Consider the following 25718-nt stretch of genomic DNA (forward strand, 5'->3'; position numbering starts at 1 on the left):
ACCCGGCCGCGGGCAAAGGACCGTTCACGGACGCGGCACGGCACGGCCCGCTTTCCGGCTCCGGATCGTCCCGAGGGCGTGTCGTCTGCGGTGACTTGCACGGTCTGCGCCGTAAGGTCGCCGGCATGGCCCACAGGCTCCTCCCGATCACGCTCCTCGCGACGCTGGCGGCCGTGTCGGCCTGCGGCGGGGGCGGCGAGCACGCCGAGCAGGTCCGCGGCACCGCCGGGGCCGTCCTCGCCGGCACCGGCTACACCTCCGACCAGCTGAAGCAGGCGCTGCTCGTCGAGTCGCCCGGCTACCAGCGCGCGGGCGAGCCCGACTCCGGCGAGTACGGCTCGCTGAAGGCCTTCCAGGACCTCGGGCAGCTCCGGCGGCAGGTGAAGGTCGACAAGCCGCGCTGCCAGAGCGGCGGGGCGGGCGGGCTCGTCGGGGACGTCGACCCCGGCGTCCCCGCGGCGCTCACCACCTTCGCCAAGCGGGACGGCCAGACCGTCACCGAGACGCTGATGGGGATGAGCGACACCGACGCGGAGAAGCAGGTGACCGCGCGGGTGCCCGCGGGCTGCCTGACCTTCCGCACCGGGGTCGGCAACCAGTGGTCCGAGCACCGGGTCGCCGAGTCGCCGGCGGGCGACATCGGCGACGGCTCCCGCACGGTCGGCGTCACGACGATCACCGGCCGCGCGTCCACCCGGACCTGGTACGTGGTCGTCAAGGGCCGCCACTTCCTCGCGACGATCAGCGTGTTCGGACCCGACGCCACCCGCCAGGAGGCCGAGCGGATCGCCCGGCTGTCGCTCGCGCAGGCCGACCGCGTACTGCGCTAGCGGAACGCTCTCGCGGCCGGTGCCGTCCAGCGGATACCGTTCGACTACGCGGGCGGACGCGCCGCGCGGGCGCGCGGCCCGCGACGGTCGCGGCGCCGACCGAACCATGCGGCCAGTGGGGGTGCGCTTGATCGGCAAGGAGGGCCGGGTGACCGGCCGGATCGGTCCCGGGCTGGTCGGGGAGGTCATGGTCCCCGTCCGCGGCGGGGTCGAGGCGTTCTACGCGCATCCGGTCGATCCGCGCGACGAGATCGGCGTCGGGACGATCATCGTGGTGGTCGAGTACCACCCGCCCCGCACCGTCTACGTCGCCCCGGCCCTCGCCCGGTGACGACCGGCTGATCCTCTTTCAGGCGAACCGTCCGGGCCGCCCCCGCGTCTATTGGGAAACGCGCGCGGACCTCCCCCCGGGGCCCGGCGCCGAGGGGGAAGGAGGATCGGATGCCCGTGGTCGTCGTGGCCGTCGCCGCCGTCGCCGCCGTCATCGTGCTCATCGTGCTGTTCAAGCTGGTCTGGCGGGTGGCCGAGCCGAACGAGGCGCTCATCATCTCCGGTCTGGGGGCGAGGGCCCACAACCGCGACACCGCCGAGAGCCTCGGCTTCAAGATCGTTACGGGCAAGGGCACCTCGGTGCTGCCCGGCTTCCAGACCTGCCGGCGCCTCTCGCTGGACACCCGCGCCTCCGACCTCGTGGTCACCTGCGTCACCCGGCAGGGCATCAAGGTCCACGTCCGCGGGGTGGTGATCTACAAGGTCGGGGACGACTTCGTCTCCATCGCCAACGCCGCCCGGCGCTTCCTCGACCAGCAGAAGCTGATGGACGACAAGACCCACCAGCTGTTCGCGGGCCACCTCCGGTCGATCATCGGGCACCTCACGATCGAGGACCTGATCCACAACCGGGAGGAGCTGACCAACCAGGTCCGCACCTCCTCCGCCGACGAGATGAGCAAGCTCGGCCTGGTCGTGGACTCGCTCCAGATCCAGGAGATCGAGGACGACTCCGGCTACATCGAGGCGCTCGGCCGCCCGGACGCCGCCGCCGTGGCCGCGAAGGCCCGCATCGCCGAGGCGGCCCGCAACCAGGAGGCCACCGTCGCCGAGCAGGAGGCCGAGCGGCAGAACGCGGCCGTGATCCGGGACACCGAGATCAAGAAGGCCGAGTACGAGGGCCAGGTCCAGCAGGCGGCGCAGCAGGCCCGCCAGGAGGTCATCCTCAAGGAGACCCGCAACGCCGAGCTGGAGGCCGAGCGCACCGAGAAGCGGCTGGAGAGCGAGATCCGCAAGCCCGCCGACGCCCGCGCGTACGAGCAGGTCACGCTGGCCGAGGCCGAGCGGGAGGAGCGCATCGCGCACGCCCAGGCCGCGGCGACCGAGGTCCAGCTCCGGGCGCAGCGGGAGGCGGAGGCCACCCGCATCCTCGGTGAGGCGCAGGCCCAGGCGACCCGCCAGAAGGGCCTCGCCGAGGCCGAGGCGATCAAGGCCCGCGGGGACGCGCTCGCGCACAACACCGACGCGGTCATCGCCCAGCAGCTCGCCGAGCAGTGGCCGCAGATCGTCGAGGCCGGCGCGGGCGTGTTCGGCAACGTCGACAACATGGTCGTGCTCAACGGCGCCGAGGGCGTCGAGGACATGCTCGCCAAGGCGCTCACCCTCGGCGGCACCGGTCTCGGCGTCGCCCGCCAGCTCCTCGCCGGCATGAACGGCGCCAACGGCCAGAACGGGCAGAACGGACGGAGCGGCGGCGCGCCCGAGGCGTCGCCCGTCCCCGCGGCTCCCGTCGAGGCGCCCAAGGACAACTGAGGACACAGGAAGAGCGGCACCGTGCGGGGGCTCCGGCCCCGGCGGAACGAGGCCCGGCCGGGACGTCCCGGCCGGGCTCCTGTGATCTCGGCGTGCGGAGCGCCGTCCGGGCCCTACGAGTGGGCCGCGACCGCTAAGTTCGAGGCATGTCCGTCCCGCGGCTCGCCGTTACCGTCGACCTCGTCGTGCTCACCGTGCGGGAGCAGCGGCTGTGCGCGCTGATGTGGCGGCGCGACCGGGCGCCCTACGACGGCGCGTGGTCGCTGCCCGGCGGATTCATCCAGCTCGACGAGGACCTGCCCGTCGCCGCGTCCCGGCTGATGGCCGAGCGGGCCGGGCTCGCGGACGTCCGCATCCACCTGGAGCAGCTCGCCACCTACGGCTACCCCGACCGCGACCCCCGCCAGCGCGTGGTGAGCGTCGCCTACCTGGGGCTCGCGCCCGACCTGCCCGCCTCCAGCCGGGCCCAGGTCCTGTGGACGGCCGTGGACGACCTCATCCACCGCGACCAGGCCGCCTTCGACCACCGGCGGATCCTGTGCGACGGCGTCGAGCGGGCGCGGGCCAAGCTGGAGTACACCTCGCTGGCCGCCGCGTTCTGCCCGCCCGAGTTCACCGTCGCCGAGCTGCGCCGCGTCTACGAGATCGTCTGGGGCACGAGCCTCGACCCGCGGAACTTCCACCGGAAGGTCACCGGCGCCGACCGCTTCCTCGTCCCCACCGACCGGACGACGACCCGCGACGGCGGGCGCCCGGCGCGGCTCTACTCGCGCGGCGACGCCGAGCAGCTCCGCCCGCCGATGCTGCGCCCCCGGACATGAGCCGGACAGGGCGCGGAGCTGACCGCTATCGGCCCTGACCTGGGGCGATGGACCGAGCACGGGGTGCCGTTCGCTATGTTTGCACCCTATGAACGGTGACTCGTCCGAAGTGCTCGGACTGCTCGTCCGCGACATCGGCGAGGCCGGGGTCGCGGAGATGGCCGGCTCCCCGGGGCTCGCCGCCGCCGTCGACCAGCACGTGGCCGGGCTGCGCGACGAGCTCGGCGAGCGTCCCGGCGAGGACGAGCTCATGGGCTACCTCCGGGTCTTCGCCGAGGAGGCGTTCAACCGCGGCTGGTGGCCCGGCAGCACCCGCGACTGGGAGTTCGTCCGGATCGTCGCGGTCTGCTGGATGCTGCGGGAGTCGGCCGCACGGTAGCCGGGCCCCCTTCGCCCGCCGCGCGGCGGTCCGTAGGCTGGTGCCCACCACCCCTGCTCTCTGGAGGACAACGGTGTCCGACGTCACCACCCCGCGCTTCCGCTCCGTCCTCGACCGGTTCGTCGCCTACAAGCCCGGCAAGGTCGTGGTGTCGCCCGAGGGCCGCTCGTTCAAGCTGTCGTCCAACGAGTCGCCGCACGGCCCGCTGCCCTCGGTGCTGGACGCGATCGGCGAGGCGGCGGCGAACGTCAACCGCTACCCCGACAACAACGCCACCGCGCTGATCGAGGCCATCGCCTCGCACTGCGGCGTCCCCACCGACCACGTCGCGGTGGGCTGCGGCTCCGTCGGGGTCTCGCAGATGCTCCTGGAGGCGGTCGCCGAGCCCGGCGCCGAGATCGTGTACGCGTGGCGGTCGTTCGAGGCGTACCCGCTGCTGGTGGCGCTGTCCGGGGCGAGCGCCGTGCAGGTGCCGCTGCGGGACGAGACGCACGACCTCGCGGCGATGGCCGACGCGATCACCGAGCACACCCGGCTGGTGTTCGTCTGCAACCCGAACAACCCGACGGGCACCGTCGTCCGCCGCGCGGAGATCGAGCGGTTCCTCGACCGCGTCCCCGCGGACTGCCTGGTCGTGCTGGACGAGGCGTACCGCGAGTACGTCCGCGACGACGAGGTCCCGGACGGGCTGGCGATGTACGGCGACCGCCCGAACCTCGCCGTGCTGAGGACGTTCTCCAAGGCCTACGGGCTCGCCGGGCTGCGCATCGGGTACCTGGTCGCGCACCCGCTGGTGGCCGGGGCGATCCGCAAGACGTTCCTGCCGTTCAGCGTGAACTCCGTCGCGCAGGCCGCCGGCGTCGCGTCGCTGGCCGCGACCGGCGAGCTGCTGGCCCGGGTCGAGGACACGGTGAAGGAGCGCGAGCGCGTCCGCGACGCCCTGCTCGCCGACGGCTGGACGGTGCCGCCCACCGAGGCGAACTTCGTCTGGCTGCGTCTCGGCGACCGGACGACGGAGTTCTCCGAGGCGTGCGACGCGCAGGGGGTGAGCGTCCGCCCGTTCGCCGGTGAGGGCGCCCGCGTCTCGATCGGGTCGCCGGAGGAGAACGACGCCTTCCTGGCCGTCGCCCACTCCTTCCCCCACGGCGGCTGACCGCCGCGGCCGGCGGCGAGCGCACGCGGCCCGGTATGGCATGGCACGGCGCCGGGAAACGCACGCGCCCCCGGACCGGCACGGTGTCCGGGGGCGGCGCATGTCAGCCGCGTGCGTGGTTCAGCTCGCGCCGGCCTTCGGGCCGAGCTTCTCGACGATCAGCCGGTAGAGCTGGCGGGGGCGGCCGGGCTGCGGCGTCCGGTTCGGCGGCAGCGGCCAGGCCAGCCCTTCCTCGACGAGGGTGCGCAGGAGCCGGCGCGCCGTGCGGGGGGTGACGCCCAGCATCTTGCCCGCGTTCTCCGCGTCCACGATCAGCGGCTGCTCCTGGTCGCCGAGCTTGTCGGCCAGCCGCGCGAGGATCTCCAGCCCCTTGGGCTTGGCCTGCGGCTGCGTGCGCGGCGGCGTCCGCGGGGCGGGCACGAGCGCCCGGCCGTCCCGGTCGAGCGCGAAGCCCTGCGCGCGCTGCGAGCTCTGCGAGCGGGCGAGCGCGGCGCGGGCGTGGTTCTCCGCCTCGTGCGCCGTGCGGCCCATCCCGATGCCGACCTCGATGGCGAGGCCGAGCTCCTCGCGGACCCGCTCGACGAACGGCGGCGTCCGGAAGCCCTCGGTGGACGCGGTGACCGAGCCGCGCGTGGCGATGACCAGGTAGCTGTGGTCGTCGAGCGGCCACACCGAGGCGTTCATCCGGTGCGCCTCCTGGAGCAGCACCCGGTGCAGCGCCAGCTTCAGCTCGTCGCGCCAGTACCGCGGGGTCACCCGGCGCGGCGTCTCGCGGAGCGTCGGCACGTCCACCAGCACGACGACGAGCTGCGACTCCTCCAGCCGGTGGTGGGCGCCCAGCAGCGCCGCGGTCTGGAGGGAGCTGCGGATCGCGGCGCCGGTCGGCCGGACGCGCAGGGTCGGCACGCCCGCCATCTCCATGCGCTCCGCGGTGGCGTGCACGCAGGTCATCGCGACCGTCGTCGCGCCCCGCCGCCACAGCCGCTCGTGGAAGGCGGCGAGCGTCCCCGGCCCGGCCGCCTCCTCGCGCAGGTGCACCTGCTCGGTGCCCAGGTTGATCTCGGCGTACGCCTCCTCGACCTCCGCGCGGCCGAGCACGTCGATGCTCACCCGGGACGGGTCGAAGCGCTCGTCGAGGGACGCCCGCAGCAGGGCGCCCTGGAGGGCGGCGCCGTTCAGCGGGACGTACGTGGCGGGCATCGTGAGCACGCCCGCCTTCCGGGCGAAGTCGTACGGGACCGGGCTGGCGAACAGGCACACGTCCACGCCCGATCCCAGCCGGACGACCTTGTCGGCCGCCTCCTGTTCGTCCCGGTACGCCGCGGCCACCAGCCGGCTGGGCACCGGCGTCGGGCCGTGGCCCATCAGCATGACCCGCTCCACCAGGTCATGGGGGCCCACAACGCCGATCGTGAGGTCGGGTGTCACCGACCCCGTTCGTGCGGCCGTCATCGATGATCGCTCGCTTCCGGTCCATCCTCTCGGCGGGGGCCCGGCCCCGGCCATGCGTTCGCGCACGCTCCGCCCAACGGTTGACTCATGGCTTGTCGCCCCTGCCTTCTGACCCAGCACCGCAGTTCCCGTGCGATTCGCGTTCCCTAGCCCCCGCCCACCACCCTGAAGCGGAAGAGGGCATCTTCTCTTGGCCAGATCGGGTCAGGGCGACGAAGTGTGACGCCCAGACGCGAAATCGAATCAAGAGTGCGGCGAAAAAGTAACCTACGCGACCCCCTAGTCAGTAATTTGTCACCATTCGGCCAGCCTTGATCCTGCATCTTCGGTCGTCCGAAGTTGAAAAACAAGACCCGAAAACACCGCGAGGGGCCTCCCCTGGCGCTGTTGCGCACTGGAGAGGCCCCTGCGGCGTGCGTTCGGTTCATGCCCGGGCCGAAACTCGACCGTGTCGACGCCCGGGCGACCGGAAAGACGAGTGATCCGTTCGAGAGGCCGTGACCGTCCGCAGCGGTGAATTTCTACCGCGTTACGGTCCGGTCCGACGGGACCGTTCCAGACACTACCTCCCAGGTCAGCGCCTCGGCATCGGAGACAGGGAAGCGTTACCGCTCAGCCATGCGTAGTTGCCTTGTAACGCGGTGCTGAGCGAAAGTCGCGGTCCCGCGTTACAAGCCCCGTCAGGGGCAACTCGGAAGTGGGTCAGGTCCCGCCCGCGGGGGCCCGGCGCCGGGCCGCGCCTGCCCGTCCGGCGGCAGGCCACTTGCGGCCGTTTCCCGCACCGCAAGTGACCACCTGGTCGGGGCTAGTCGGCCTCGCGGACGATCTCGGCGCCGAGCTGCGAGAGCCGCTCGGCGGTGTGGGCGTGCCCGCGGTCGAGGTAGTAGGCGGAGGTGATCGTCGTCTCGCCCTCGGCGGCGAGGCCGGCGAGCACCAGCGCGCTGCCGCAGCGCAGGTCGTGCGCCTCGACCTCGGCGCCGCGCAGCCCCCGCGGCCCGTTGACCTTGGCGCGGTTGCCGTCCACGTCGATGTCGGCGCCCATCTTGCGCAGCTCGTCGGCCAGCTTGAACCGGCCGTCGAAGATCCGCTCGTAGATGTAGGACGGGCCGTCGGCCAGGCAGGACAGCGCCATGATCGGCGACTGGAGGTCGGTGGCGAAGCCCGGGTACTCGTCGGTGATGACGTTGATCGGGCGGAGCGTGCGGTCGCGGCGGACCTGGAGCACCGCGCCCTGCTGGTGGAACTCGACACCCATCTGCTCCAGCTTGTCGGCGGCGACGCCGAGGTGCTCCAGCGTCGCGCCGACGAGGTTCAGGTCGCCGCCGGTGATCGCGGCGGCCATCACGAAGACGCCGGCGTCGATGCGGTCGGGCATCACGGTGTGCTCGACGGCGGTCAGCTCGTCCACGCCCTCGACCGTGATGAACCCGGTGCCGCCGCCGCTGATCTTGGCGCCCATGGCCTGGAGGATCGCGATGTTGTCGAGGACCTCGGGCTCCAGCGCCGCATTCTTGATCAGCGTGGTGCCGTGCGCGAGCGCCGCGGCCATGATCAGGTTCTCGGTGCCGGTGTGCGAGGGGGTGTCGCAGTACAGCGTGCCGCCGCGCAGGTCGCCGGCCTTGATGTGGATGATGCCGTCGCCGTTGTCGGCCACGTGCTCGGTGACCGTGGCGCCCATCCGCTTGAAGCCGTTGTAGTGGAAGTCGAGGTTGCGGCTGCCGAGGTTGCAGCCGCCGACGCCCTCGATCACGGCCTCGCCGAGCCGGTGCAGCAGCGCCGGGACGAACAGGAACGAGCCGCGGAACCGGGACGCGATGTCGGCCGGCAGCACCGGGCTGTCGAGCGAGGAGGCGTCGATGACCAGCGTGCGCTCGGTCTCGTGCAGCTCGGCGCGGGCCCCGACAGCGCGCGCGAGCTCCACCGCCCGCCGCACGTCCTCGATGATCGGGACGTTGCGCAGGACGGTGCGGCCCGTGGAGGCCATCAGCGACGCGCCGATCATCGGCAGGACCGCGTTCTTCGCGCCCTGGATGAATACGGTGCCGTGCAGCTGCCGGCCGCCGCGCACGCGGTAGCGAACCTCGTGGCCCATGCTCATGCCGCCTTACTCCTTCTCGGGTGTGCGTTACGGTGCCTACCGGATCATGCGGGACGACGGCGGATCCAAGGGCCGAGCGCGCCGAACGGTGTCCCCCCACTGCGCCGACGCGACCCAAGTAAACCACCGAGCCGCCAGTGGGGCGTCCGGTCCGGCCGCGCCGGTGTCCGTCTGATCGTTTAGATACCCCGGGGTCCCCGCGAGTTCGCAATCGGGGCGGAAAAACCGGGACCGGACCTGTCCGCGCCCGGCCGGGCACTAGGGTGATCTTCATGGACGAGTCGCCCGGCTGGGACGCCATCGACGACGCCCTGCGGCCCCTCTACGGCGATGCGGAGCCGTACCACATCGGCACCGTGATCAAGTGGGCGCTCGGCGGTCCGGACCCGCTCGACGGGGTCAGCGTCTACCCCCGCACCGAGCCGGTGCCGCACTGGCACTTCGTCTCGTACGGCATGTCGGAGCTGTACTCGAAGGAGTCCGAGAACCCTGACGAGTCGGGCTGGGGCTTCGAGTTCACGTTCCGGCTCGTCCGCGATCCGGCCGCGGAGACGCCGCCGGTCTGGGCGGTGAACCTGCTCCAGAACCTCGCCCGGTACGTGTTCACCTCGGGCAACTGGTTCGAGCCGGGCCACCACATGAACGTCAACGGGCCGATCGAGGCGGAGCGCGAGGACTCGGAGATCCGCGCGGTGGCGTTCGTCCGCGACCCGGAGCTCGGCGAGATCTCCACCCCGCACGGGCGAGTGGAGTTCCTCCAGGTCGTCGGGCTGGCGACGGAGGAGTACGAGGCCGTGCGGCAGTGGAACGCGGCGGCGTTCCTGGACGCGCTGGCCCCGCACCTGCCGCTGTTCGTCACCGACGTCGGCCGCCGGTCGCTGCTGGCCGATCCGGAGCTGGCGCGGACCGTCCGGGAGGGCATCGAGCGGGACGGGTCGAACAGCGGCCTCCTGTTCGTCTCGACCGTGGACTGGGACCTGGACGGCGGACCGGGCGGTGCCGGTACCGTGACGCTGCGCCTCGGCGCTTTGCAGGCTCCCGCGATCGCCCAGGCGCTCCGGGGCCGCCTCCCGTTTGACCGCCCGCTCGTCCTCCAGAGCGAGGACCGCGTGCTGACGTTCCATCCCGCGGACGCGTTCTCGGTCGAGGAGACGGATGAGGGGAACCTCGACGTGGGCGTGCCGTCCGCCGCGCTGGACGACCTGACCGCCGCGATGCGTCCCACGGCGGGCACGGCGGACGTCCCGTCGCTGCCCGGCCTGACCGTGGGGATCGTCCCGACCGCGCTGCGCGACGGCTACGGCGAGAAGACGGGCGAGGTCGTCGGCTGACGCGCGCGGGGCGCGTCAGGTGAAGGTGCGGCCGGTCAGGCGCTCGTAGGCCTCGACGTACTTGGCGCGGGTCCGCTCGACGATCTCGTCCGGGAGGGGCGGCGGGGCCTCGCCGGACGCCCGGTCCCAGCCCGACTCGGGCGACAGCAGCCAGTCGCGCACGAACTGCTTGTCGAAGGACGGCTGGGCGCGGCCGGGCTCCCACGCGTCCGCGGGCCAGAAGCGCGAGGAGTCGGGGGTGAGGACCTCGTCGCCGAGGACGAGCGCGCCGTCCGCGGCCCAGCCCAGCTCGATCTTGGTGTCGGCGACGATGATGCCGCGCTCCAGGGCCAGCTCGGCGCCGCGCCGGTAGACGGCGAGGGTGGTGTCGCGGAGGCGGGCGGCGACGTCCGCGCCGGTCGCGGCCTCGACCTCGGCGAGAGTCATCGGCTCGTCGTGGTCGCCGACGTCGGCCTTGGTGGTCGGGGTGAAGATCGGTTCGGGCAGGCGGGACCCGTCGGCGAGGCCGTCCGGCAGCGGGACGCCGCAGACGGCCCCGGTGGCGCGGTAGTCCGCGAGCCCGGAGCCGGTCAGGTAGCCGCGCGCGACGCACTCGACCTTGACCATGTCGAGGCGGCGGGCGACGACGGCGCGGCCCTCCCACTCGGCGGGCGCGCCCTCCGGCAGGCCGGTGGAGACGACGTGGTTCGGCACGACGTCCGCGAGCCGCTCGAACCACCACAGCGACAGCTGGGTGAGGATGCGCCCCTTGTCCGGGATCGGGGTGCTGAGGACGTGGTCGAACGCCGAGATCGTGTCGCGGGCGACCATGAGGAGGTCGCCGCCCGGCAGCTCGTACAGGTCCCGGACCTTGCCGCTGTGCAGGTGCTTCACTTGGTCTCCAGGATCTCCACGGGGTCGCCGAGCGCGAGCTCGCCCGTGGTGCGCGGGAGGGCGTTCTGGCCGAAGCGGATGCCGCGGTCGATGGTGCGGTAGGACGCGAGGGTCCGCAGCGGCTCGCGGCCGCGCTCGCCGGTGTCCTGGTCGGTGGTGGTGACGACGCAGCGGGCGCACGCCTTCATCATCTCGATGACGCAGCCGCCGACGCGCAGCAGGCGGACGGAGTCCTCCCCGTAGGGGCCGAGGCCCTCGACGACGAGGCTCGGCCGGAACCGGTTCATCGGGAGCGGCTCGTCCAGCCGCGCGTTGAGGTCGGCGAGCGACTCGGCGGACAGGACGAGCAGCGGGTAGGAGTCGGCGAACATCGTCTCGCCGCCGCCCCGGGACGTCGGCCGGTGCCCGGTGAAGCGGACCAGGCGGCAGTCGGTGCCGAGCAGGGCGGAGAACCAGCGGGCCGGGTCGTCGCCCTGGTCGACGCCCTGGCACTCGTGGCGGTGGACCATCACGTCCAGGACGTCGCCGGTGTCCGTGGCCTTGTGGACGAGCGTCTCGGCTCCCGCGACCTCCACCGTGAGGACCTCGCCGTCATAGGACGGCCGCAGCCGCGCCATCTCGGCGTGGTCCCGCTGGGACAGGAAGCGGCCCTCCGGGGTGACGAGCATGAACTCCCGGTCGTGCCGCAGGCCCCTGGGCGTCAGCTCGGCGGTGGTCAGGGGCGTGCCGCCGCCGCCCTTGAGGGGGTAGACGTTCAGCTCGGTCAGGGTCGCCTTCTGGGTCACCGGGTCAGCCCTCCGTCAGGTCAGCGCCGCGAGGCGGTCGAAGACGGGGCCGAGCCGCTCGACGAAGCGCTCGGGGCGGCACACCTCGTCCAGGCGCGCCTCGTCGAGGGTGAGGCCCGCCTCGGCGGCGTGCTTGCGGAGCGTCTCGCGGAACGGGACGCCGCTCTCCCAGGTCTCCATCGCGGCCTTCTGGACGAGCGGGTACGCCTCGTCGTCGCGGGACATACCCGCTTCGACGAGTTCCAGCAGCACCGTCGAGGTGTAGATCAGGCCGCCGGTGGACTCCAGGTTGGCGCGCATCCGCGCCTCGTCCACGACCAGGCCGGACATCAGCCGGTTCGTGAGGTTCAGCATGTAGTCGAGGGCGATGGACGCGTCCGGGAGGGCGATCCGCTCGGTGGAGGAGTGGGAGATGTCGCGCTCGTGCCAGAGCGGGATGCCCTCCAGCACCGGGACGATCTGCGCGCGGACGATCCGGGCCATGCCCGCGAGCCGCTCGGAGATGATCGGGTTCTTCTTGTGCGGCATCGCCGACGAGCCCTTCTGGCCCTTGCCGAAGGGCTCCCAGAGCTCGCGGACCTCGGTGCGCTGGCCGTGCCGGACCTCCAGTGCGACCGCCTCGCACACCGTCGCCATGATCGCGAGGGCGGACACCCACTCGCTGATGCCGTCGCGCATGACGACCTGCGTGGAGACGTCGGCGGAGCGCAGCCCGAGCTTGCGCGCGACGTGCAGCTCGACGGCGGGGTCGATGTTGGAGTAGGTGCCGACGGCACCGGAGATGGCCATGACGCCGACGGCCTCGCGGGCGCGGCGGAGCCGGTCCCGGGAGCGGGCCATCGCGAACGCGAAGTCGGCGACGCGGTGCCCCCACACGTCGGGCTCGCCGTGGATGCCGTGCGTCCGGCCGACGCGGAGGGTGGCCCGGTGCGCGAGGGCGTGGTCGCGGAGGGTGGCGACGAGCGCGTCCGCCTTCGCCAGCAGGATGTCGGTGGCCTCGACGAGCTGGAGCGCGAGCGCGGTGTCGAGCAGGTCGGACGAGGTCATGCCGAAGTGGACGTACCGGGCCGCCTCGCGCGGTTCGGTGTTGTCGGCCCAGGCCGACAGGAAGGCGATCACGTCGTGCTGGGTGACCGCCTCGATCTCGTGCACCGCCGCGGGCGTCGGCGGCGGTGCCTTGCGGACCGGCTCGACCACCTCCGCGGGGATGGTGCCGGCCTCGGCGTGGGCCTCGACGACGAGGACCTCCACCCGGCACCACAGCTCGTACTTGTGCGCGTCGCTCCAGACGCGTCCCATCTCCGGCAAGGTGTAACGCTCGATCACCTGATGATTGTCCCAGGTCGAGGCCGCGCCGCGGACGTCCGGGTCCGGCGCGCCCAGCGGGCGAGGGCGGGGACGGGCGCCGAGCAGGCGAGGAAGATCCCGGCGGCGAGGAACCAGCCCCCGGCGGACAGCCCGGTGAGCGCCAGCGTGAACACGGCGGGACCGGCCATCTGCACCGTGGCGGTGGCCGCCTCGGTGGCGCCCTGGTAGGCGCCGCGGGCGTCCTCGCGCATCAGCGTGATCGACAGCCCCCAGCTCGCGGCGACGAAGCCGAGCTCGCCCGCGAGGTGCAGCAGCGCGGCGGCGATCACGACGGACGCGGCGAGCGCGCCGGCCCCGCCCGCCGTGGTGGCGAGCAGGACGCAGCTCGCGGCCAGGGCGGCACCGGCCCACACGGCGGTGCGCGCGGCCTGCGCGGTGGTGGCGGCGAGCCGGGAGGCGGGCACCTGGAGGGCGGCGATGCCGATCGAGCTGATGACGACGACGGCGCCGCTCAGCCCGAGCGGCAGGTCGGTCGAGCGGGCGATCCACAGCGGGAGCCCGGTGGACAGCATCGCCCAACAGAGCGAGAGCACCGCCGTGGCGCCCACCACCGCGAGGTAGGGCCGGTCCCGCAGGACGAGCCGGGCGGCTCCCGCGTCCCCGGACTCCGCGGCGCTCTCGCGGGCGGGCGGGACGTCCGGAATCGTGGCGGTGACGGCGGCCAGCACGACGAAGCTGAGCGCGTTGCCGACGACGGCCGCGAGGTAGGCGGACGGCCGGTCGGCGGCGAGGACGAGCGCTCCGAGCCCCGCGCCCGCCGCGTAGCCGACGTGCTGGGCGACGCGTTGCCGGGCCAGCGCCCCCACGCGGGCCTCGGTGTCGGTGACGAGGCCGGCGACCAGGGCGGTCCGCACCGCGGTCGCGCCGTTCGCCGGCGCCGTGAACGCGATCGTGACGACCAGGAACCACCAGGTGCCGTCCACGGCGAGGTAGGCCGCGGCGGCCGCCGCCCGCAGCAGCGTGACGGCCACGAGGATCCGGCGCGGGCTGTACCGGTCGGCGAGCGCGCCGATCGGGATCGCGACGGCCAGCGCCGCGCCGCCGGCCGCGGCCATGGCGGCGCCCACGAGGGCCGGGGACAGGTGCAGGACGCGGGTGAAGAACAGGGCCCAGATCGTGAACCACAGGCCGTCGCCGAGGGCGGAGATGCCGCGCCCCCACAGCAGCCGCCGCAGGCCCGCCCGGGCGATCGCCGTGTCGCCCTCCGGACGCGTCGCCGTCGCCGTCATGGCATCCACCCTTCATGTGATCGTGAATGGTGAATGTAACCAGGATGCGCCGGATCATGCAAAGATGATTCATGAAGTTCTGAATGGTGCTAGCGTGAGAGATGCCGCGAAGGGAGCGCCCATGGCCGTGTGGATCGACCCGCAGGACCGCGTGCTCGCCTCGGTCACCGCCCTCGCGGCCGAGCTGGCGGATCCGATCCGGCTGACGGTCCTGCAACTGCTGACCGCCGAGGGCCCGCACACGCTCAGCCGCCTCGCCGACACGCTCGACGTCACCGCGCCCCGCCTCGCCAACCACCTGGCGCGGCTCCGCGCGAGGGGCCTCGTCACCGTCGAGCGGACGGGCCGGCACGCGGTGTACCGGGCGTCCGCGCCCGGCCTCGACGACGTGCTGGCCGCCCTCGCCCGGTACGCGCACGCCGACCCGTCCGCCCGTCCGGGCCGTCCGGCGGCACCGGGCGACATCGCGCGGACCTGCTACGGCCACACCGCCGGACGGCTCGGCGTCGCCGTCTACACGACCCTGGTGGACCGCGACGCGCTGCGCCCGCCCGACGGCGACGGCACGGTCACGCTCGGCCCCGGCGCCGCCGCGTTCGCCGACTTCGGCATCGACCTGGACGGGATCGCCCCCGGGCGCCGCAAGCTCGCCACCGCCTGCCTGGACCGCACGCTCCGGCTCCCGCACCTCGGCGGCGTCCTCGGCGACGCCGTGCTCGACGCCTTCCTCCGCCGCGGCCTCGTCGAGCAGAACGAGGGGAGCCGCGACCTGACGATCACCGCCGAGGGCGCCGAGGCGCTACCCGCCCTCCTGCCTGGCTTCACCCCGGATCCGGAGCCGATGTCCGGGTAAAGGGCCGCACACCCGAAATTGGGCCCTGGGTTTCCCGTCCCGCGTTGTGCCTGGGTATTGCGGCTTTGGTACCGACATCGAGCGCACATGGGGGACACAGCCATGCCTTACGCCACCACCCGCGACGGCACCGAGATCTACTACAAGGACTGGGGCAGCGGCCCGCCCGTCCTCTTCTCCCACGGCTGGCCGCTGAACGCCGACGCCTGGGACGACCAGATGAAGTGCGTGGCCGACAACGGCTACCGCGGCATCGCCCACGACCGCCGAGGACACGGCCGCTCGTCCCAGCCCTGGGACGGCTACGACTTCGACACCTTCGCCGACGACCTCAACGACCTGATCAACCACCTGGACCTGCGGGACGTCACGCTCGTCGCGCACTCCATGGGCGGCGGCGAGGTGACCCGCTACATCGGACGGCACGGCACCGGCCGCGTGGCCAAGGTCGTCCTGCTGTCGGCCATCCCGCCGCTCATGGCCCAGGCCGACGGCAACCCCGAGGGCGTCCCGGCGGAGGCGTTCGACCAGATCCGCGACGGCATCCTCACCGAGCGCTCGCAGTTCTGGAAGGACACCGCCGAGGGCTTCTTCTCCGCCAACCGCCAGGACACCAAGGCCACGCAGGGCAACAAGGACGCCTTCTGGTTCATGGCCATGCACCAGAGCATCAAGGCCGGCGTCGACTGCGTGACGGCCTTCCAGGAGACCGACTTCCACGACGACCTGAAGAGGTTCGACGTCCCCACCCTCGTCGTGCACGGCGACGACGACCAGGTCGTCCCGATCGACGCCACCGGCCGCAAGACCGCCGAGATCGTCGAGGACGCCACCCTCAAGGTCTACGAGGGCGGCTCGCACGGCATCGGCCTGGTCCCCGGCGACAAGGACCGGTTCAACCAGGACCTGCTGGACTTCCTCGAACGCTGACCGCGCTCAGGAGCCGACCGTCTCCACCGCCTTCAGCGCGATATCGGTGCGGTGGTGGGCGCCGCGGAGCCCGATCCTGCCGACCGCCTCGTAGGCGGCGGCACGGGCGGCCGCGAGGTCCGGGCCCGTCCCGACGACGTCGAGGACCCGGCCGCCACTAGCGATCAGGCGGCCGTCGTCGCCGAGCCCGGTGCCCGCGTGCAGCACGTACGCGCCGGGCACCCGCGCGGCCTCGTCCAGCCCGGTGATCTCGTCGCCCTTGACCGGCGCGGCCGGGTAGCCCTCGGCCGCGACCACCACCGTCACGGCGGCGCCCGGCTCCCAGGACGGCTGGAACGCCGGGTCGAGCCCGCCGATCGCGCACGACTGGAGGAGCCGCCCGAGCGGGGTGGCCAGCCGGTCCAGCACGACCTGGACCTCCGGGTCGCCGAACCGCGCGTTGAACTCGATCACCTTGACGCCCCCGGCCGTCAGCGCCAGGCCCGCGTACAGGACGCCCACGTACGGGGTCTGGCGGCGGCGCAGCTCGTCCACGGTCGGCTGGACGACGGTCGACATGATCTCCTCGACCAGGCCCGGCGGCGCCCACGGCAGCGGCGTGTAGGCGCCCATCCCGCCGGTGTTCGGGCCCTCGTCGCCGTCGTGCGCGCGCTTGAAGTCCTGCGCGGGCAGCAGCGGCACCGCGTGCTCGCCGTCGCACAGCGCGAACAGCGACACCTCGGGCCCGTCGAGGTACTCCTCGATGACGACCCGGTCGCAGGCGGCGGCGTGCGCGAGGGCCGCGGCGCGGTCCCCGGTGACGACGACGCCCTTGCCGGCCGCCAGCCCGTCGTCCTTCACGACGTAGGGCGGGCCGAACGCGTCGAGCGCCTCCTCGGCCTGCCCGTCGTTCTCGCACACCCGGGACGCCGCCGTCGGCACCCCGGCCGCCTCCATGACCTCCTTGGCGAACGCCTTGGAGCCCTCGATGCGGGCGGCGGCGCGGTCGGGCCCGAAGCACGGGATGCCCGCCGACCGGACGGCGTCGCCGACCCCCGCCATCAGCACCGCCTCCGGGCCCACCACGACCAGGTCGATCCCGAGCCGCGCGGCGAGCTCGGTCACCGCCGTCGGATCGAGCGGATCGAGGTGGTGGTTGTCCGCGATCTCGGCCGTGCCCGGGTTTCCCGGGGCGCAGTGAAGGGCGGTGACGACGGGGTCGCGGTGCAGGGCGCGGGCGAGCGCGTGCTCGCGGCCACCCGATCCAAGGACGAGTACTCGCACGTCACGCGAGCTTAGTGGGAGCGGGCCGGGCGCGGCGCCCGGACCGCGGGTCCCGGCCGCCGCCGCGCCCGCGTGAGGCCGCCGTCACACCGGTCACGGGTGAACCCGGGCATTGTTCCCGGCGTCCTAGATATCGGCTGGTAGGCTCGGACGGGCTTGACGGCCTGTCGTCTAGTGCGTGGAAGGAGGTGGTCGGGATGAGTCCTGGTGATACTTGCAGTTCGCCGGAGAACCCTCACAGTCCGGACTGGACTGTTCATCCGTCCGCCTCCATCTGGCAGCCGGCCGTCGCTCTCGCGCGCTCCCCTCGCTGACGCCTGGGTCGAGCGCGCACGCGCGTGCGTGGCCGGCGGGTTAGGAGCACTCCATGGCCATGACACGAGTCCGCCCGGGCCGCGCCCTCTTCAAGACCCGCGGCCGCCCGCACGGCGTCCCGCGGCAGGGCCGCGACCGCGACTCCTCCGTCATCGACTGGGCCGCCTACATCGACGGGCACCGGGTCTCCACCGGTACGGTCGCCGACGCCGTCCGCCTGATCCGGGACGGCGAGCTCACCCGCACCGGCGACAGCGCCGGCTTCGTCTGGGTGGGCCTCCACGAACCGTCCGCGACCGAGCTCGCCGAACTGGCCGAGGTCTTCGGGCTGCACCCGCTCGCCGTCGAGGACGCGATCCACGCCCACCAGCGGCCCAAGCTGGAACGGTACGACGACGTCCACTTCGTCGTGATGAAGACCGTCGGCTACGTCGCGAGCGGCACGGGCGGCGCCGAGGTCGTCGAGACCGGCGAGATCATGATCTTCTGCGGGCCCGACTTCGTCGTCACCGTCCGGCACGGCGCCCACGGCGCGCTCGGCCCCGTCCGGCGGCAGCTCGAAGCCGACCCCGGCCGCCTCGCCATGGGACCCGCGGCCGTCCTGCACGCCGTCGCCGACCGCGTCGTGGACGGGTACGTGTGCGTCGCCGACGCCGTCCAGGAGGACATCGACGAGGTCGAGGAGGCCGTCTTCTCGCCGGAGCGCACCGACGAGTCACGCCGCATCTACCGCCTCAAGCGCGAGGTCATCCAGCTCAAGCGCGCCGTCGGGCCGCTCGCGGGCCCGCTCCGCAACCTGTCCGGCCGCCGGTTCGTCCCCGCCGAGATCAGGGAGTACCTGCGCGACGTCGAGGACCACCTCACCCGCGTCCGCGAGCAGGTCGAGTCCTACGACGAGCTGCTCAACCCGATCCTCCAGGCCCACATGACCCAGGTGACGGTCGCCGACAACCAGGACATGCGCAAGATCTCCGCCTGGGGCGCGATCTTCATGGTGCCGACCGCGATCGCCGGGGTCTACGGCATGAACTTCGACTTCATGCCCGAGACCCGCTGGCACTACGGCTACCCGATGATCCTCGTCGTCATCGCCCTGTCCTGCCTGTCCCTCTACCGAGGCTTCCGCCGCAACGGCTGGTTGTAGTTAATGCAATCCCGGCCCAGGCCGCTCGCCTGGCGGCTGTACTCATGCAATCCCGGCCCAGGCGCTCGCCTGGCGGCTCGCACCTGACCGCGCTTGGGCGAGCGCTGCATCGCTTCGCGATCTTCCCGGTGGGGGCTCGCCTTCGGCTTCGCCCCCACCGCTCAGTTAACGCGCTCGCGTGCGTGGCTGAGGTCCCCGTGCGTGGTTTTGTGCCCCGTGCGTGGCCTAGACCTCGTGTGTGGCTTAGAGCCCGTGCGTGGCTTAGAGCACGTGTGTGGCTGGGAGGCCTTGCGGGCGTGGGTTTGTGGGTTCTGGCAGGGGGAGGCCTTGCTCGGTCATTACTCGGCGGAGGCGGTCGGGATAGTCGGTCACGATCGCGTCCACGCCGTACTTGATGAGGCGGGACATGTCCTCCGGCTCGTTCACCGTCCACACGACGACCGGGAGCGCGAACGCGTGCGCGTCGTCCACGAGGCCGGGCGTGACGAGCGCGTGCTCGGGCGACAGGGCGGTGGCGCCGGCCGCGAGCGCCGCGCGGACCGGGTCGTCCGGTGGCGCGCCGGCGAGCCACGCCGTGCCCGGGACGAGCGTCTTGCGTTCCAGCAGCGCCACGCGGCCGAGGCCCGGGTCGCGCCTGCGGACCTCGGTGAGGACGCGCCAGTCGAAGCCGAGGAGGCGGCTGCGTCCCGTGAGCCCGGCGGCGGCGAGGACGTCCGCGACGGCGGAGGTGAAGCGCGCGACCTCGGCGTCCGGCCAGCTCGGGTCGGTCTTCAGCTCGACGGCCAGCCGGACCCCCGCGGGGCCGAGCAGGTCGCACGCCTCGGCCAGCGTCGGGATCCCGGTGCCGGGGAGCGGCACCTGCGTCGCCGCGAACGCGTCGCCCGGCCGCCGGACGCCCGCGTCGACCGTCCTGAGCTGCGCGAGCGTCAGCCCCCTGATCGCCTTGCCGACGTAGGGGAACGCCGGATCGCCCGGGTGCGCCGGTCCCGTGTCGGTCAGCGTCACCGCCGACAGCACCTGGTCGTGGCCGAGGACGACCACGCCGTCGGCGCTCAGCCCCACGTCCAGCTCGATCGCGTCGACGCCCAGTTCGAGAGCGTGCGCGAAACCGGGCAGCGTGTTCTCCGGACGGAGTCCCCGCGCTCCCCGATGGCCGTGCACCTCGACGGTCCCCCCGGTGGATGGCACGGCACGCACGCTACAGCGGGTGACCGAACGCGCGGTGGACGATCGGTGAGATCGGTCGAAACGCCCGTTGGCGCGACCCGGCCGCCGGGCGGGGCCGTCAGATCAGCGAGCGCAGCGACAGGGTCTGGTCGCGGCCCGGGCCGACGCCGATCGCGGAGATCTGCGCCCCGGACATGTCCTCCAGCGACCGCACGTACGCCTGCGCGTTCTTCGGCAGGTCGTCGAACGACTTGGCGCCGGTGATGTCCTCCTGCCAGCCGTCCAGGTACTCCAGGACGGGCTTGGCGTGGTGGAACTCCGTCTGCGTGGTGGGCATCTCGTCGACCCGCCGGCCGTCGATCTCGTAGGCGACGCAGACCGGGACCCGCTCCAGGCCGGACAGCACGTCCAGCTTGGTGAGGAAGTAGTCGGTGATGCCGTTCACGCGGGTCGCGTACCGGGCGATCACGGCGTCGAACCAGCCGCAGCGGCGGTCTCGGCCGGTCGTGACGCCGTACTCCCCGCCGGTCTTGCGCAGGAACTCGCCCCACTCGTCCAGCAGCTCGGTGGGGAACGGTCCCGAGCCGACGCGGGTCGTGTACGCCTTGAGGATGCCGATCACGCGGTTGATCTTCGTGGGGCCGACGCCGGAGCCCGCGCACGCGCCGCCCGCCGTCGGGGACGAGGACGTGACGAACGGGTAGGTGCCGTGGTCGATGTCCAGGAGCGTGCCCTGGGCGCCCTCCAGCAGCACGACCTTGCCCTCGTCCAGCGCCTTGTTCAGCACGAGCGTGGTGTCGGCGACGAACGGCTTGAGGCGCTCGCCGTAGGCCAGGTACTCCTGGACGATCGGGCCGGTCTCGATCCGGCGCCGGTTGTAGACCTTCGTCAGGACCTGGTTCTTCTCGCGCAGCGACAGGTCGAGCTTCTGGGTCAGGATGTTCGGGTCGAACAGGTCCTGGACGCGGACGCCCATCCGGTTGATCTTGTCGGCGTAGGCGGGGCCGATGCCGCGGCCGGTGGTGCCGATCCGGGCCTTGCCGAGGTAGCGCTCGGTGACCTTGTCCAGCGCCCGGTGGTGGGGCATGATCAGGTGCGCGTTCGCCGAGATCAGCAGCCGCTCGCAGCCGATGCCGCGGTCCCGCAGGCCGTCGATCTCCTGGAGCAGCACGGCCGGGTCGATCACCACGCCGTTGCCGATCACCGGGACGGCGTCGGGGGAGAGCACCCCGGACGGCAGCAGGTGCAGCGCGTAGCTCTTGTCGCCGATGACCACCGTGTGGCCGGCGTTGTTGCCACCCTGGTAGCGGACGACGTAGTCGACGTCGCCGCCCAGCAGGTCGGTGGCCTTGCCCTTGCCCTCATCTCCCCATTGGGCTCCGACAAGAACGATGGCCGGCATGCCGCTTTCCTTCCCACGACGAAGGCCCCGGTCGCAGCAAGCGCGCGAAGGGGCCTCTTGCGATCAAATCGTACCCGTACCCGGACGGTGCAGAAACCGCACCTCACCGGCCCGGTCCCGGTCCGGTTCCGAGCCGGTGACGTGAAGGTGGCGAAGGTACCAGAGCGGCGGGAGAGGCGCCGCCCGTCCGGATGCCGCCCGACCGGACACGGGCGCGATCAGCCCGCCAGCGCCTCGGCGGCCTCGGTGCTGCTGTCGCGGAGGAAGGCCTTGCAGCGCTCCGCCTCGTGCTCCTCGCCGATGGCCGCGGCGGCGCGTCCGAGGGCGTGGAGGGCGCGCAGGAACCCGCGGTTGGCCTCGTGCTCCCAGGGGATCGGGCCCTGGCCCTTCCAGCCGGCGCGGCGGAGCTGGTCGAGCCCCCGGTGGTAGCCGGTGCGCGCGAACGCGTAGGAGTCGATGACGCTCCCCTTCGCGAAGGCGCGGTCGGCCAGCTCGGCCCACGCGCCCGGGTAGTCCGGGTGGCGCGCGGCCACCTCGAACGGGTCGACGCCGTTCTCCAGGGCCTCGCGGGCCTCCGCGTTGTCCGGCAGTTCGGTCGGAGGGGGGCCGCCGAGCAGGTTCTGGGTCATGCGGCACATCGTAAGTCGCCGCCGCCCGCCCGCATCAACCCGGGTGGCGCGCCGTTCCGGAACCCTGGCCGGTCAGGCGGGCGCGGGCATGGGGAGCGGGAGCCGGAAGTGGGCGGCGCCGTCCGCGCTGGACGAGCGGACCGCGGGCCAGTTGCTGCGGATCGCGAGGATCGCCTCCCGGTTGCCGAGGATGACGTCCGCGTCGAACTCGGTGACGCCGCGCCGTCCGGCCAGCTCCGCGAGGTAGGCGACCAGGCGGCTGCCGAGGCCGCGGCGCTGCCACGGGTCGGCGATCAGCACGGCGATGTCCGCGCGCGCCGGGCGCCGCACGTCCCGGATGTACTCGGCGACGCCGATGACCTCCCCGGCCAGCAGCGCGACCAGGGCCTCGCGGTCCCAGTGGTCGAGGTTCTCCAGCGTGCCGACCCAGTGGTCGGGCAGCCGCGGGGTCCCGGAGAAGAACCGCGTGTAGAGGCTCGCCTTGGACAGGTGCTCCGCCATCCGGCCGAGCCGCTCGCGGTCGGTGACGCCGTACGGGCGGATCCGTACGTCCTCCAGCGCGGGCGGCCTCGGCGTCCCGGACGCGGAGGGCGGCGGCTCCCCCGTCCGGGCGAGGGCGGCGGCAATGTGGGCCACGCTGCGCACATCGAGTTGCTTCATGAAACCCATTGGACCGCAACGAGTTTCGTGAAGCAACCAACTGGGGATGGCGAGTGCGCGTCCGGATCCGGAAACGCCGGAGGCGCGGGGAATCAGGCCCCAGGGCCGGGGCGGGGCTCCACGTCCGTGGGCCCGAGCGGCGCGCCGCACGCGTCGCAGGTGAAGCGGTCGGTCAGCGCGCCCGGGCAGCCGCGGTGGCCGACGACGACCGGCGGGCCGTCCGGGGCGTAGTGCCGGTCGCCCCACATGAGCAGCGTCATCATGGTGGGCCACAGCTCGACGCCCTTGCGGGTGAGCCGGTACTCGTGGCGCTCGGGCCGCTCCTGGTACGGGACGCGGCGCATGATGCCCTCGTCGCACAGGCGCGTGAGCCGGTCGGTCAGGACGTTGCGGGCCACGCCCAGCACGTCCTGGAAGTCGTCGAAGCGCCGCACGCCCTCGAAGGCGCTGCGGACGACCAGCATGGTCCAGCGGTCGCCCACGACCTCCAGGGACCGGGCGATCGAGCAGTTCTGCGACTCGTACGTGCGGGGCAGCGCCACGGTCCCGAGACTACCGAAGTTTTGTCATGAAACGTACGGATCGGGGCCCGGGGGACGCCCCGGGCCCCGATCCAAGGTCGTGCCGGACGGCTCCTAGCCGAGCTTCTTCCCGGCGGACTGGAGGTGCTCGGCGGCCTCGACGATCCGCGCCGCCATCGCGGCCTCGGCGGCCTTGCCCCACGAGCGCGGGTCGTACTGCTTCTTGTTGCCGACCTCGCCGTCGACCTTCAGCACGCCGTCGTAGTTGCGGAACATGTGCTCGGCGACCGGGCGGGTGAACGCGTACTGGGTGTCGGTGTCGATGTTCATCTTCACGACCCCGTACGACACGGCCTCGCGGATCTCCTCCAGCGACGAGCCGGAGCCGCCGTGGAACACGAGGTCGAACGGCTTCTCCTTGCCGTGCTTGGAGCCGACCGCCTCCTGGATCTCCTTCAGCACCTCGGGACGCAGCTTCACCGAGCCCGGCTTGTACACGCCGTGCACGTTCCCGAACGTCGCCGCGAGGATGTAGCGGCCCTTCTCGCCCACGCCGAGGGCCTCCGCGGTGGCGAGGGCGTCACCCGGCGTCGTGTAGAGCTTCTCGTTGATCTCGTTGGCGACGCCGTCCTCCTCGCCGCCGACGACGCCGATCTCCAGCTCCATGATGATCCGGGCCTTCGCGCACTCCGCGAGGAGGTCGACGGCGATCTGGAGGTTCTCGTCCAGCGGCACGGCCGAGCCGTCCCACATGTGCGACTGGAACAGCGGCTCCTCGCCGCGCGCCACCCGCTCCTGCGAGATCCTCACCAGCGGCCGGACGAAGCCGTCCAGCTTGTCCTTCGGGCAGTGGTCGGTGTGCAGGGCGATGTTCACCGGGTACTTGGCGGCCACGACGTGGGCGTACTCGGCCAGCGCGGTCGCGCCCGTCACCATGTCCTTCACCGTCGCGCCGGACAGGTACTCGGCGCCTCCGGTGGACACCTGGACGATCCCGTCGCTCTCGGCCTCCGCGAACCCGCGCAGCGCGGCGTTCAGCGTCTGGCTGGACGTCACGTTGATCGCGGGGAAGGCGAAGCCGTCCTGCTTCGCACGGTCGAGCATCTCCGCGTAGACCTCGGGCGTTGCGATGGGCATTGTCAGCGTCCTTTCATACGCAGCGGTGCCGCCGGGCATCCGGCCGGGCGGTAGCACCCGAGCGTCCGCGTACCCGGGAAGGGACCCCTGGTCACGCGGTTCGGGTAGGGCATGCCGTCCACGGTCAGTATCTCGTTGCGGTACTCGCCCACCACGGAGGGGGCGCCATAGCAGCCGGCTCGTCGTCCGGTGCCCGCCCCCGGAGGGGCGCATGCACGACCAGTATCCCGGATTTCGCGCGACTGGCCAGCCTCGGACCCGGCGCCGGCGGCGCTGAAAACGCGCGGCAGGTCCCGTTTCCCCACTATTCGGAGCGTCGGTGCAGGTACGCTCGCAGTGTGGATCTCACGACCCTTCCCCTGAGCATCACCGAGTGGCTGCACCCCACCGCATGGCTGCAGCTGTTCGGCACGTTCGCGACGATCGGCGTCCTCGCCATCATCTTCGCGGAGACCGGACTGCTGATCGGCTGCATCCTGCCGGGCGACTCGCTGCTGTTCACGGCGGGGATCCTCACGGCGGTCTCGACCGTCAACGGGCAGGAGTTCCAGTCGCTGTCGCTGCCCTGGCTGCTCATCGGCGGCCCGGTCGCGGCGATCGCCGGGGCCCAGCTCGGGCACTGGATCGGCGCGCGGTACGGGCGAAAGCTTTTCGACCGGCCCGACTCCAAGGTGTTCAAGCAGGAATGGGTGGAGAAGGCCGAGTACTACTTCAACCGGTTCGGCCCGGCCCGCGCGGTCGTCCTGGCGCGGTTCATCCCGATCGTGCGGACGTTCCTGAACCCGCTCGCCGGAATGCTCGGCATGGACAGCCGCAAGTTCTTCGTCTGGAACGTCGTCGGCGGCGTCGTCTGGACCGACGCCCTGTTCCTGCTCGGCCACTTCCTCGGCAGCGAGGTGCCCGACATCGAGCGTTACATCCTGCCCGGTGTCGCCGTCATCCTCGTCGTCTCGGTCATCCCCATCATCCTGGAGATGAGGAAGGGCCGGGGCGGAAGCGGAGGCGCCCACCGCGGCGCCCACCGGAGCCCCAAGCGCAACGGTACGAATAAGAATGGCTCTGAAGAGTCACGTCCGTCGCTCAGCAGTGACAGTTATCGCTAACCTCCCCATGTGGGACGTCATCGGTCGGACCCTCGTGGTCTCGCGCGCATACTGATCGCGGCCGTAGCCGTGGTGGCCGCCTTAACGCTTCTCGTGGTCGGCGGCATGGCTCTGGTCAACGCGGTCTCGGGCGGGGGCGGCGAGGAACCGGGCCCGTCCCCGGCCGCCTCGACGACCGGTGGCGGCACCAAGTCCACGGACCGCTCGTCCGCGCAGTCCTCGGCCACGCTCCCGCTGGTCCTCCGCGTCACCGGACCGGCCACCAACGTGATCGTCAAGGTCTCGACCTCCGGGGAGATCCTCACGCAGGGCGTCCTCGCCACCGGCGAGACGCGCAAGTACGAGGAGAGCCCGCTCCAGGTCGTCGCCTACAACGGCTCCTCGCTCCAGGTCGTGATCTACGGCGAGGAGCAGCCGGCCAAACCGGCCGGGCGCGCCACGTGGTTCGTGAACAGGCAGCGGTGACGCCCGC

The 25718-nt window shown here is 72.5% G+C and carries 25 protein-coding genes; 12 read left to right on the forward strand and 13 right to left on the reverse strand.

Features of this window, described 5'->3' with window-relative positions; translation table 11 throughout:
• Positions 1 to 125 precede the first annotated feature (125 nt).
• The 6 genes from E1300_RS00370 (at position 126) to hisC (ending at position 4986) form a co-directional block, all read left to right on the forward strand.
• Positions 126 to 830, forward strand: coding sequence for a hypothetical protein (locus E1300_RS00370; protein WP_131754807.1), 705 nt, complete (start codon positions 126 to 128; stop codon positions 828 to 830).
• Positions 831 to 978: 148 nt separating this feature from the next.
• Entirely contained in the window at positions 979 to 1161 is a 183-nt protein-coding gene (locus tag E1300_RS00375; RefSeq protein WP_131754808.1) for an NfeD C-terminal domain-containing protein, read from the forward strand.
• Between the two features lie 110 nt (positions 1162 to 1271).
• On the forward strand, positions 1272 to 2633 hold the full coding sequence (locus E1300_RS00380; RefSeq protein ID WP_131754809.1) for a flotillin family protein: 1362 nt from the start codon (positions 1272 to 1274) through the stop codon (positions 2631 to 2633).
• 146 nt (positions 2634 to 2779) lie between these two features.
• Positions 2780 to 3454: an NUDIX hydrolase gene (locus E1300_RS00385; protein WP_131754810.1), complete on the forward strand. Its 675-nt coding sequence runs from the start codon at positions 2780 to 2782 to the stop codon at positions 3452 to 3454.
• 88 nt (positions 3455 to 3542) lie between these two features.
• Positions 3543 to 3833: a DUF6401 family natural product biosynthesis protein gene (locus E1300_RS00390; protein ID WP_131754811.1), complete on the forward strand. Its 291-nt coding sequence runs from the start codon at positions 3543 to 3545 to the stop codon at positions 3831 to 3833.
• Positions 3834 to 3906: 73 nt separating this feature from the next.
• A complete protein-coding gene (gene hisC / locus E1300_RS00395; RefSeq protein WP_131754812.1) occupies positions 3907 to 4986 on the forward strand; it encodes a histidinol-phosphate transaminase in 1080 nt (359 codons plus the stop codon).
• A 120-nt stretch (positions 4987 to 5106) separates the two neighbouring features.
• Here the strand turns inward: hisC and E1300_RS00400 are convergent, their stop codons facing one another.
• Both E1300_RS00400 and murA read right to left on the reverse strand, forming a co-directional pair.
• Positions 5107 to 6372 carry a GTP cyclohydrolase IIa gene (locus E1300_RS00400; protein WP_165502619.1) on the reverse strand — a complete coding sequence of 422 codons (1266 nt, stop codon included), beginning with the start codon at positions 6370 to 6372 and terminating at the stop codon, positions 5107 to 5109.
• A gap of 871 nt (positions 6373 to 7243) precedes the next feature.
• Positions 7244 to 8530, reverse strand: coding sequence for a UDP-N-acetylglucosamine 1-carboxyvinyltransferase (gene murA / locus E1300_RS00405; protein ID WP_131754914.1), 1287 nt, complete (start codon positions 8528 to 8530; stop codon positions 7244 to 7246).
• A gap of 278 nt (positions 8531 to 8808) precedes the next feature.
• Between murA and E1300_RS00410 the strand changes: the two genes are divergently transcribed.
• Positions 8809 to 9867 (forward strand): suppressor of fused domain protein, encoded by a 1059-nt coding sequence (locus E1300_RS00410; protein WP_131754814.1) that lies wholly within the window; start codon positions 8809 to 8811, stop codon positions 9865 to 9867.
• Between the two features lie 15 nt (positions 9868 to 9882).
• Here the strand turns inward: E1300_RS00410 and E1300_RS00415 are convergent, their stop codons facing one another.
• The 4 genes from E1300_RS00415 to E1300_RS00430 are packed head-to-tail and all read right to left on the reverse strand — an operon-like array spanning position 9883 to position 14122.
• A complete protein-coding gene (locus E1300_RS00415) occupies positions 9883 to 10740 on the reverse strand; it encodes a phosphoribosylaminoimidazolesuccinocarboxamide synthase (RefSeq protein WP_131754815.1) in 858 nt (285 codons plus the stop codon).
• Positions 10737 to 11525 (reverse strand): MOSC domain-containing protein, encoded by a 789-nt coding sequence (locus tag E1300_RS00420; RefSeq protein WP_131754816.1) that lies wholly within the window; start codon positions 11523 to 11525, stop codon positions 10737 to 10739. Before E1300_RS00420 ends, E1300_RS00415 begins: the two co-directional genes overlap by 4 nt.
• A gap of 15 nt (positions 11526 to 11540) precedes the next feature.
• On the reverse strand, positions 11541 to 12851 hold the full coding sequence (gene purB, locus E1300_RS00425) for an adenylosuccinate lyase (protein WP_131754817.1): 1311 nt from the start codon (positions 12849 to 12851) through the stop codon (positions 11541 to 11543).
• On the reverse strand, positions 12848 to 14122 hold the full coding sequence (locus E1300_RS00430; RefSeq protein ID WP_131754818.1) for an MFS transporter: 1275 nt from the start codon (positions 14120 to 14122) through the stop codon (positions 12848 to 12850). Before E1300_RS00430 ends, purB begins: the two co-directional genes overlap by 4 nt.
• Before the next feature lie 121 nt (positions 14123 to 14243).
• On the opposite strand from E1300_RS00430, the gene E1300_RS00435 reads away from it, so the two are divergent.
• Together E1300_RS00435 and E1300_RS00440 are read left to right on the forward strand one after the other, a co-directional pair.
• Positions 14244 to 14975 carry an ArsR/SmtB family transcription factor gene (locus E1300_RS00435; RefSeq protein WP_131754819.1) on the forward strand — a complete coding sequence of 244 codons (732 nt, stop codon included), beginning with the start codon at positions 14244 to 14246 and terminating at the stop codon, positions 14973 to 14975.
• A 102-nt stretch (positions 14976 to 15077) separates the two neighbouring features.
• Entirely contained in the window at positions 15078 to 15905 is an 828-nt protein-coding gene (locus tag E1300_RS00440; RefSeq protein WP_131754820.1) for an alpha/beta fold hydrolase, read from the forward strand.
• 6 nt (positions 15906 to 15911) lie between these two features.
• Here E1300_RS00440 and purD read toward each other — a convergent pair whose 3' ends face one another.
• Positions 15912 to 17168, reverse strand: coding sequence for a phosphoribosylamine--glycine ligase (gene purD, locus E1300_RS00445; protein WP_131754821.1), 1257 nt, complete (start codon positions 17166 to 17168; stop codon positions 15912 to 15914).
• Between the two features lie 367 nt (positions 17169 to 17535).
• Between purD and corA the strand changes: the two genes are divergently transcribed.
• Entirely contained in the window at positions 17536 to 18627 is a 1092-nt protein-coding gene (gene corA, locus E1300_RS00450) for a magnesium/cobalt transporter CorA (RefSeq protein ID WP_131754822.1), read from the forward strand.
• Between the two features lie 261 nt (positions 18628 to 18888).
• Here corA and E1300_RS00455 read toward each other — a convergent pair whose 3' ends face one another.
• The 6 genes from E1300_RS00455 to fbaA form a co-directional block, all read right to left on the reverse strand.
• Positions 18889 to 19815 (reverse strand): glycerophosphodiester phosphodiesterase family protein, encoded by a 927-nt coding sequence (locus E1300_RS00455; protein WP_131754823.1) that lies wholly within the window; start codon positions 19813 to 19815, stop codon positions 18889 to 18891.
• Between the two features lie 97 nt (positions 19816 to 19912).
• Positions 19913 to 21196: an adenylosuccinate synthase gene (locus tag E1300_RS00460; protein WP_131754824.1), complete on the reverse strand. Its 1284-nt coding sequence runs from the start codon at positions 21194 to 21196 to the stop codon at positions 19913 to 19915.
• A 218-nt stretch (positions 21197 to 21414) separates the two neighbouring features.
• Entirely contained in the window at positions 21415 to 21834 is a 420-nt protein-coding gene (locus E1300_RS00465) for a DUF3151 domain-containing protein (RefSeq protein ID WP_131754825.1), read from the reverse strand.
• Between the two features lie 63 nt (positions 21835 to 21897).
• Positions 21898 to 22485, reverse strand: a complete 588-nt coding sequence (locus E1300_RS00470; protein WP_131754826.1) for a GNAT family N-acetyltransferase — start codon at positions 22483 to 22485, stop codon at positions 21898 to 21900.
• A 92-nt stretch (positions 22486 to 22577) separates the two neighbouring features.
• Positions 22578 to 23027, reverse strand: a complete 450-nt coding sequence (locus E1300_RS00475; protein WP_131754827.1) for a winged helix-turn-helix transcriptional regulator — start codon at positions 23025 to 23027, stop codon at positions 22578 to 22580.
• A gap of 93 nt (positions 23028 to 23120) precedes the next feature.
• Positions 23121 to 24143 carry a class II fructose-bisphosphate aldolase gene (gene fbaA / locus E1300_RS00480; RefSeq protein ID WP_131754828.1) on the reverse strand — a complete coding sequence of 341 codons (1023 nt, stop codon included), beginning with the start codon at positions 24141 to 24143 and terminating at the stop codon, positions 23121 to 23123.
• A 338-nt stretch (positions 24144 to 24481) separates the two neighbouring features.
• Here fbaA and E1300_RS00485 point away from each other — a divergent pair, with 338 nt between their 5' ends.
• Positions 24482 to 25246 (forward strand): DedA family protein, encoded by a 765-nt coding sequence (locus E1300_RS00485; protein ID WP_131754829.1) that lies wholly within the window; start codon positions 24482 to 24484, stop codon positions 25244 to 25246.
• Between the two features lie 105 nt (positions 25247 to 25351).
• Entirely contained in the window at positions 25352 to 25711 is a 360-nt protein-coding gene (locus E1300_RS00490) for a hypothetical protein (protein ID WP_242618859.1), read from the forward strand.
• The last annotated feature ends 7 nt before the right edge of the window (positions 25712 to 25718 follow it).

The sequence above is a fragment of the Actinomadura fibrosa genome (assembly GCF_900659615.1).
GTDB classification, from domain to species: Bacteria; Actinomycetota; Actinomycetes; order Streptosporangiales; family Streptosporangiaceae; genus Spirillospora; species Spirillospora fibrosa.

Bases quoted from the DNA above. Each gene is read 5' to 3' on its own strand.
- murA (WP_131754914.1), bottom strand. From the start codon at position 8,530: ATGGGCCACGAGGTTCGCTACCGCGTGCGCGGCGGCCGGCAGCTGCAC.
- E1300_RS00370 (WP_131754807.1), top strand. From the start codon at position 126: ATGGCCCACAGGCTCCTCCCGATCACGCTCCTCGCGACGCTGGCGGCC.
- E1300_RS00385 (WP_131754810.1), top strand. From the start codon at position 2,780: ATGTCCGTCCCGCGGCTCGCCGTTACCGTCGACCTCGTCGTGCTCACC.
- E1300_RS00440 (WP_131754820.1), top strand. From the start codon at position 15,078: ATGCCTTACGCCACCACCCGCGACGGCACCGAGATCTACTACAAGGAC.
- E1300_RS00390 (WP_131754811.1), top strand. From the start codon at position 3,543: ATGAACGGTGACTCGTCCGAAGTGCTCGGACTGCTCGTCCGCGACATC.
- E1300_RS00460 (WP_131754824.1), bottom strand. From the start codon at position 21,196: ATGCCGGCCATCGTTCTTGTCGGAGCCCAATGGGGAGATGAGGGCAAG.
- E1300_RS00430 (WP_131754818.1), bottom strand. From the start codon at position 14,122: ATGACGGCGACGGCGACGCGTCCGGAGGGCGACACGGCGATCGCCCGG.
- E1300_RS00410 (WP_131754814.1), top strand. From the start codon at position 8,809: ATGGACGAGTCGCCCGGCTGGGACGCCATCGACGACGCCCTGCGGCCC.
- E1300_RS00490 (WP_242618859.1), top strand. From the start codon at position 25,352: ATGGCTCTGGTCAACGCGGTCTCGGGCGGGGGCGGCGAGGAACCGGGC.
- E1300_RS00470 (WP_131754826.1), bottom strand. From the start codon at position 22,485: ATGAAGCAACTCGATGTGCGCAGCGTGGCCCACATTGCCGCCGCCCTC.
- E1300_RS00380 (WP_131754809.1), top strand. From the start codon at position 1,272: ATGCCCGTGGTCGTCGTGGCCGTCGCCGCCGTCGCCGCCGTCATCGTG.
- E1300_RS00435 (WP_131754819.1), top strand. From the start codon at position 14,244: ATGGCCGTGTGGATCGACCCGCAGGACCGCGTGCTCGCCTCGGTCACC.
- corA (WP_131754822.1), top strand. From the start codon at position 17,536: ATGGCCATGACACGAGTCCGCCCGGGCCGCGCCCTCTTCAAGACCCGC.
- fbaA (WP_131754828.1), bottom strand. From the start codon at position 24,143: ATGCCCATCGCAACGCCCGAGGTCTACGCGGAGATGCTCGACCGTGCG.
- E1300_RS00465 (WP_131754825.1), bottom strand. From the start codon at position 21,834: ATGTGCCGCATGACCCAGAACCTGCTCGGCGGCCCCCCTCCGACCGAA.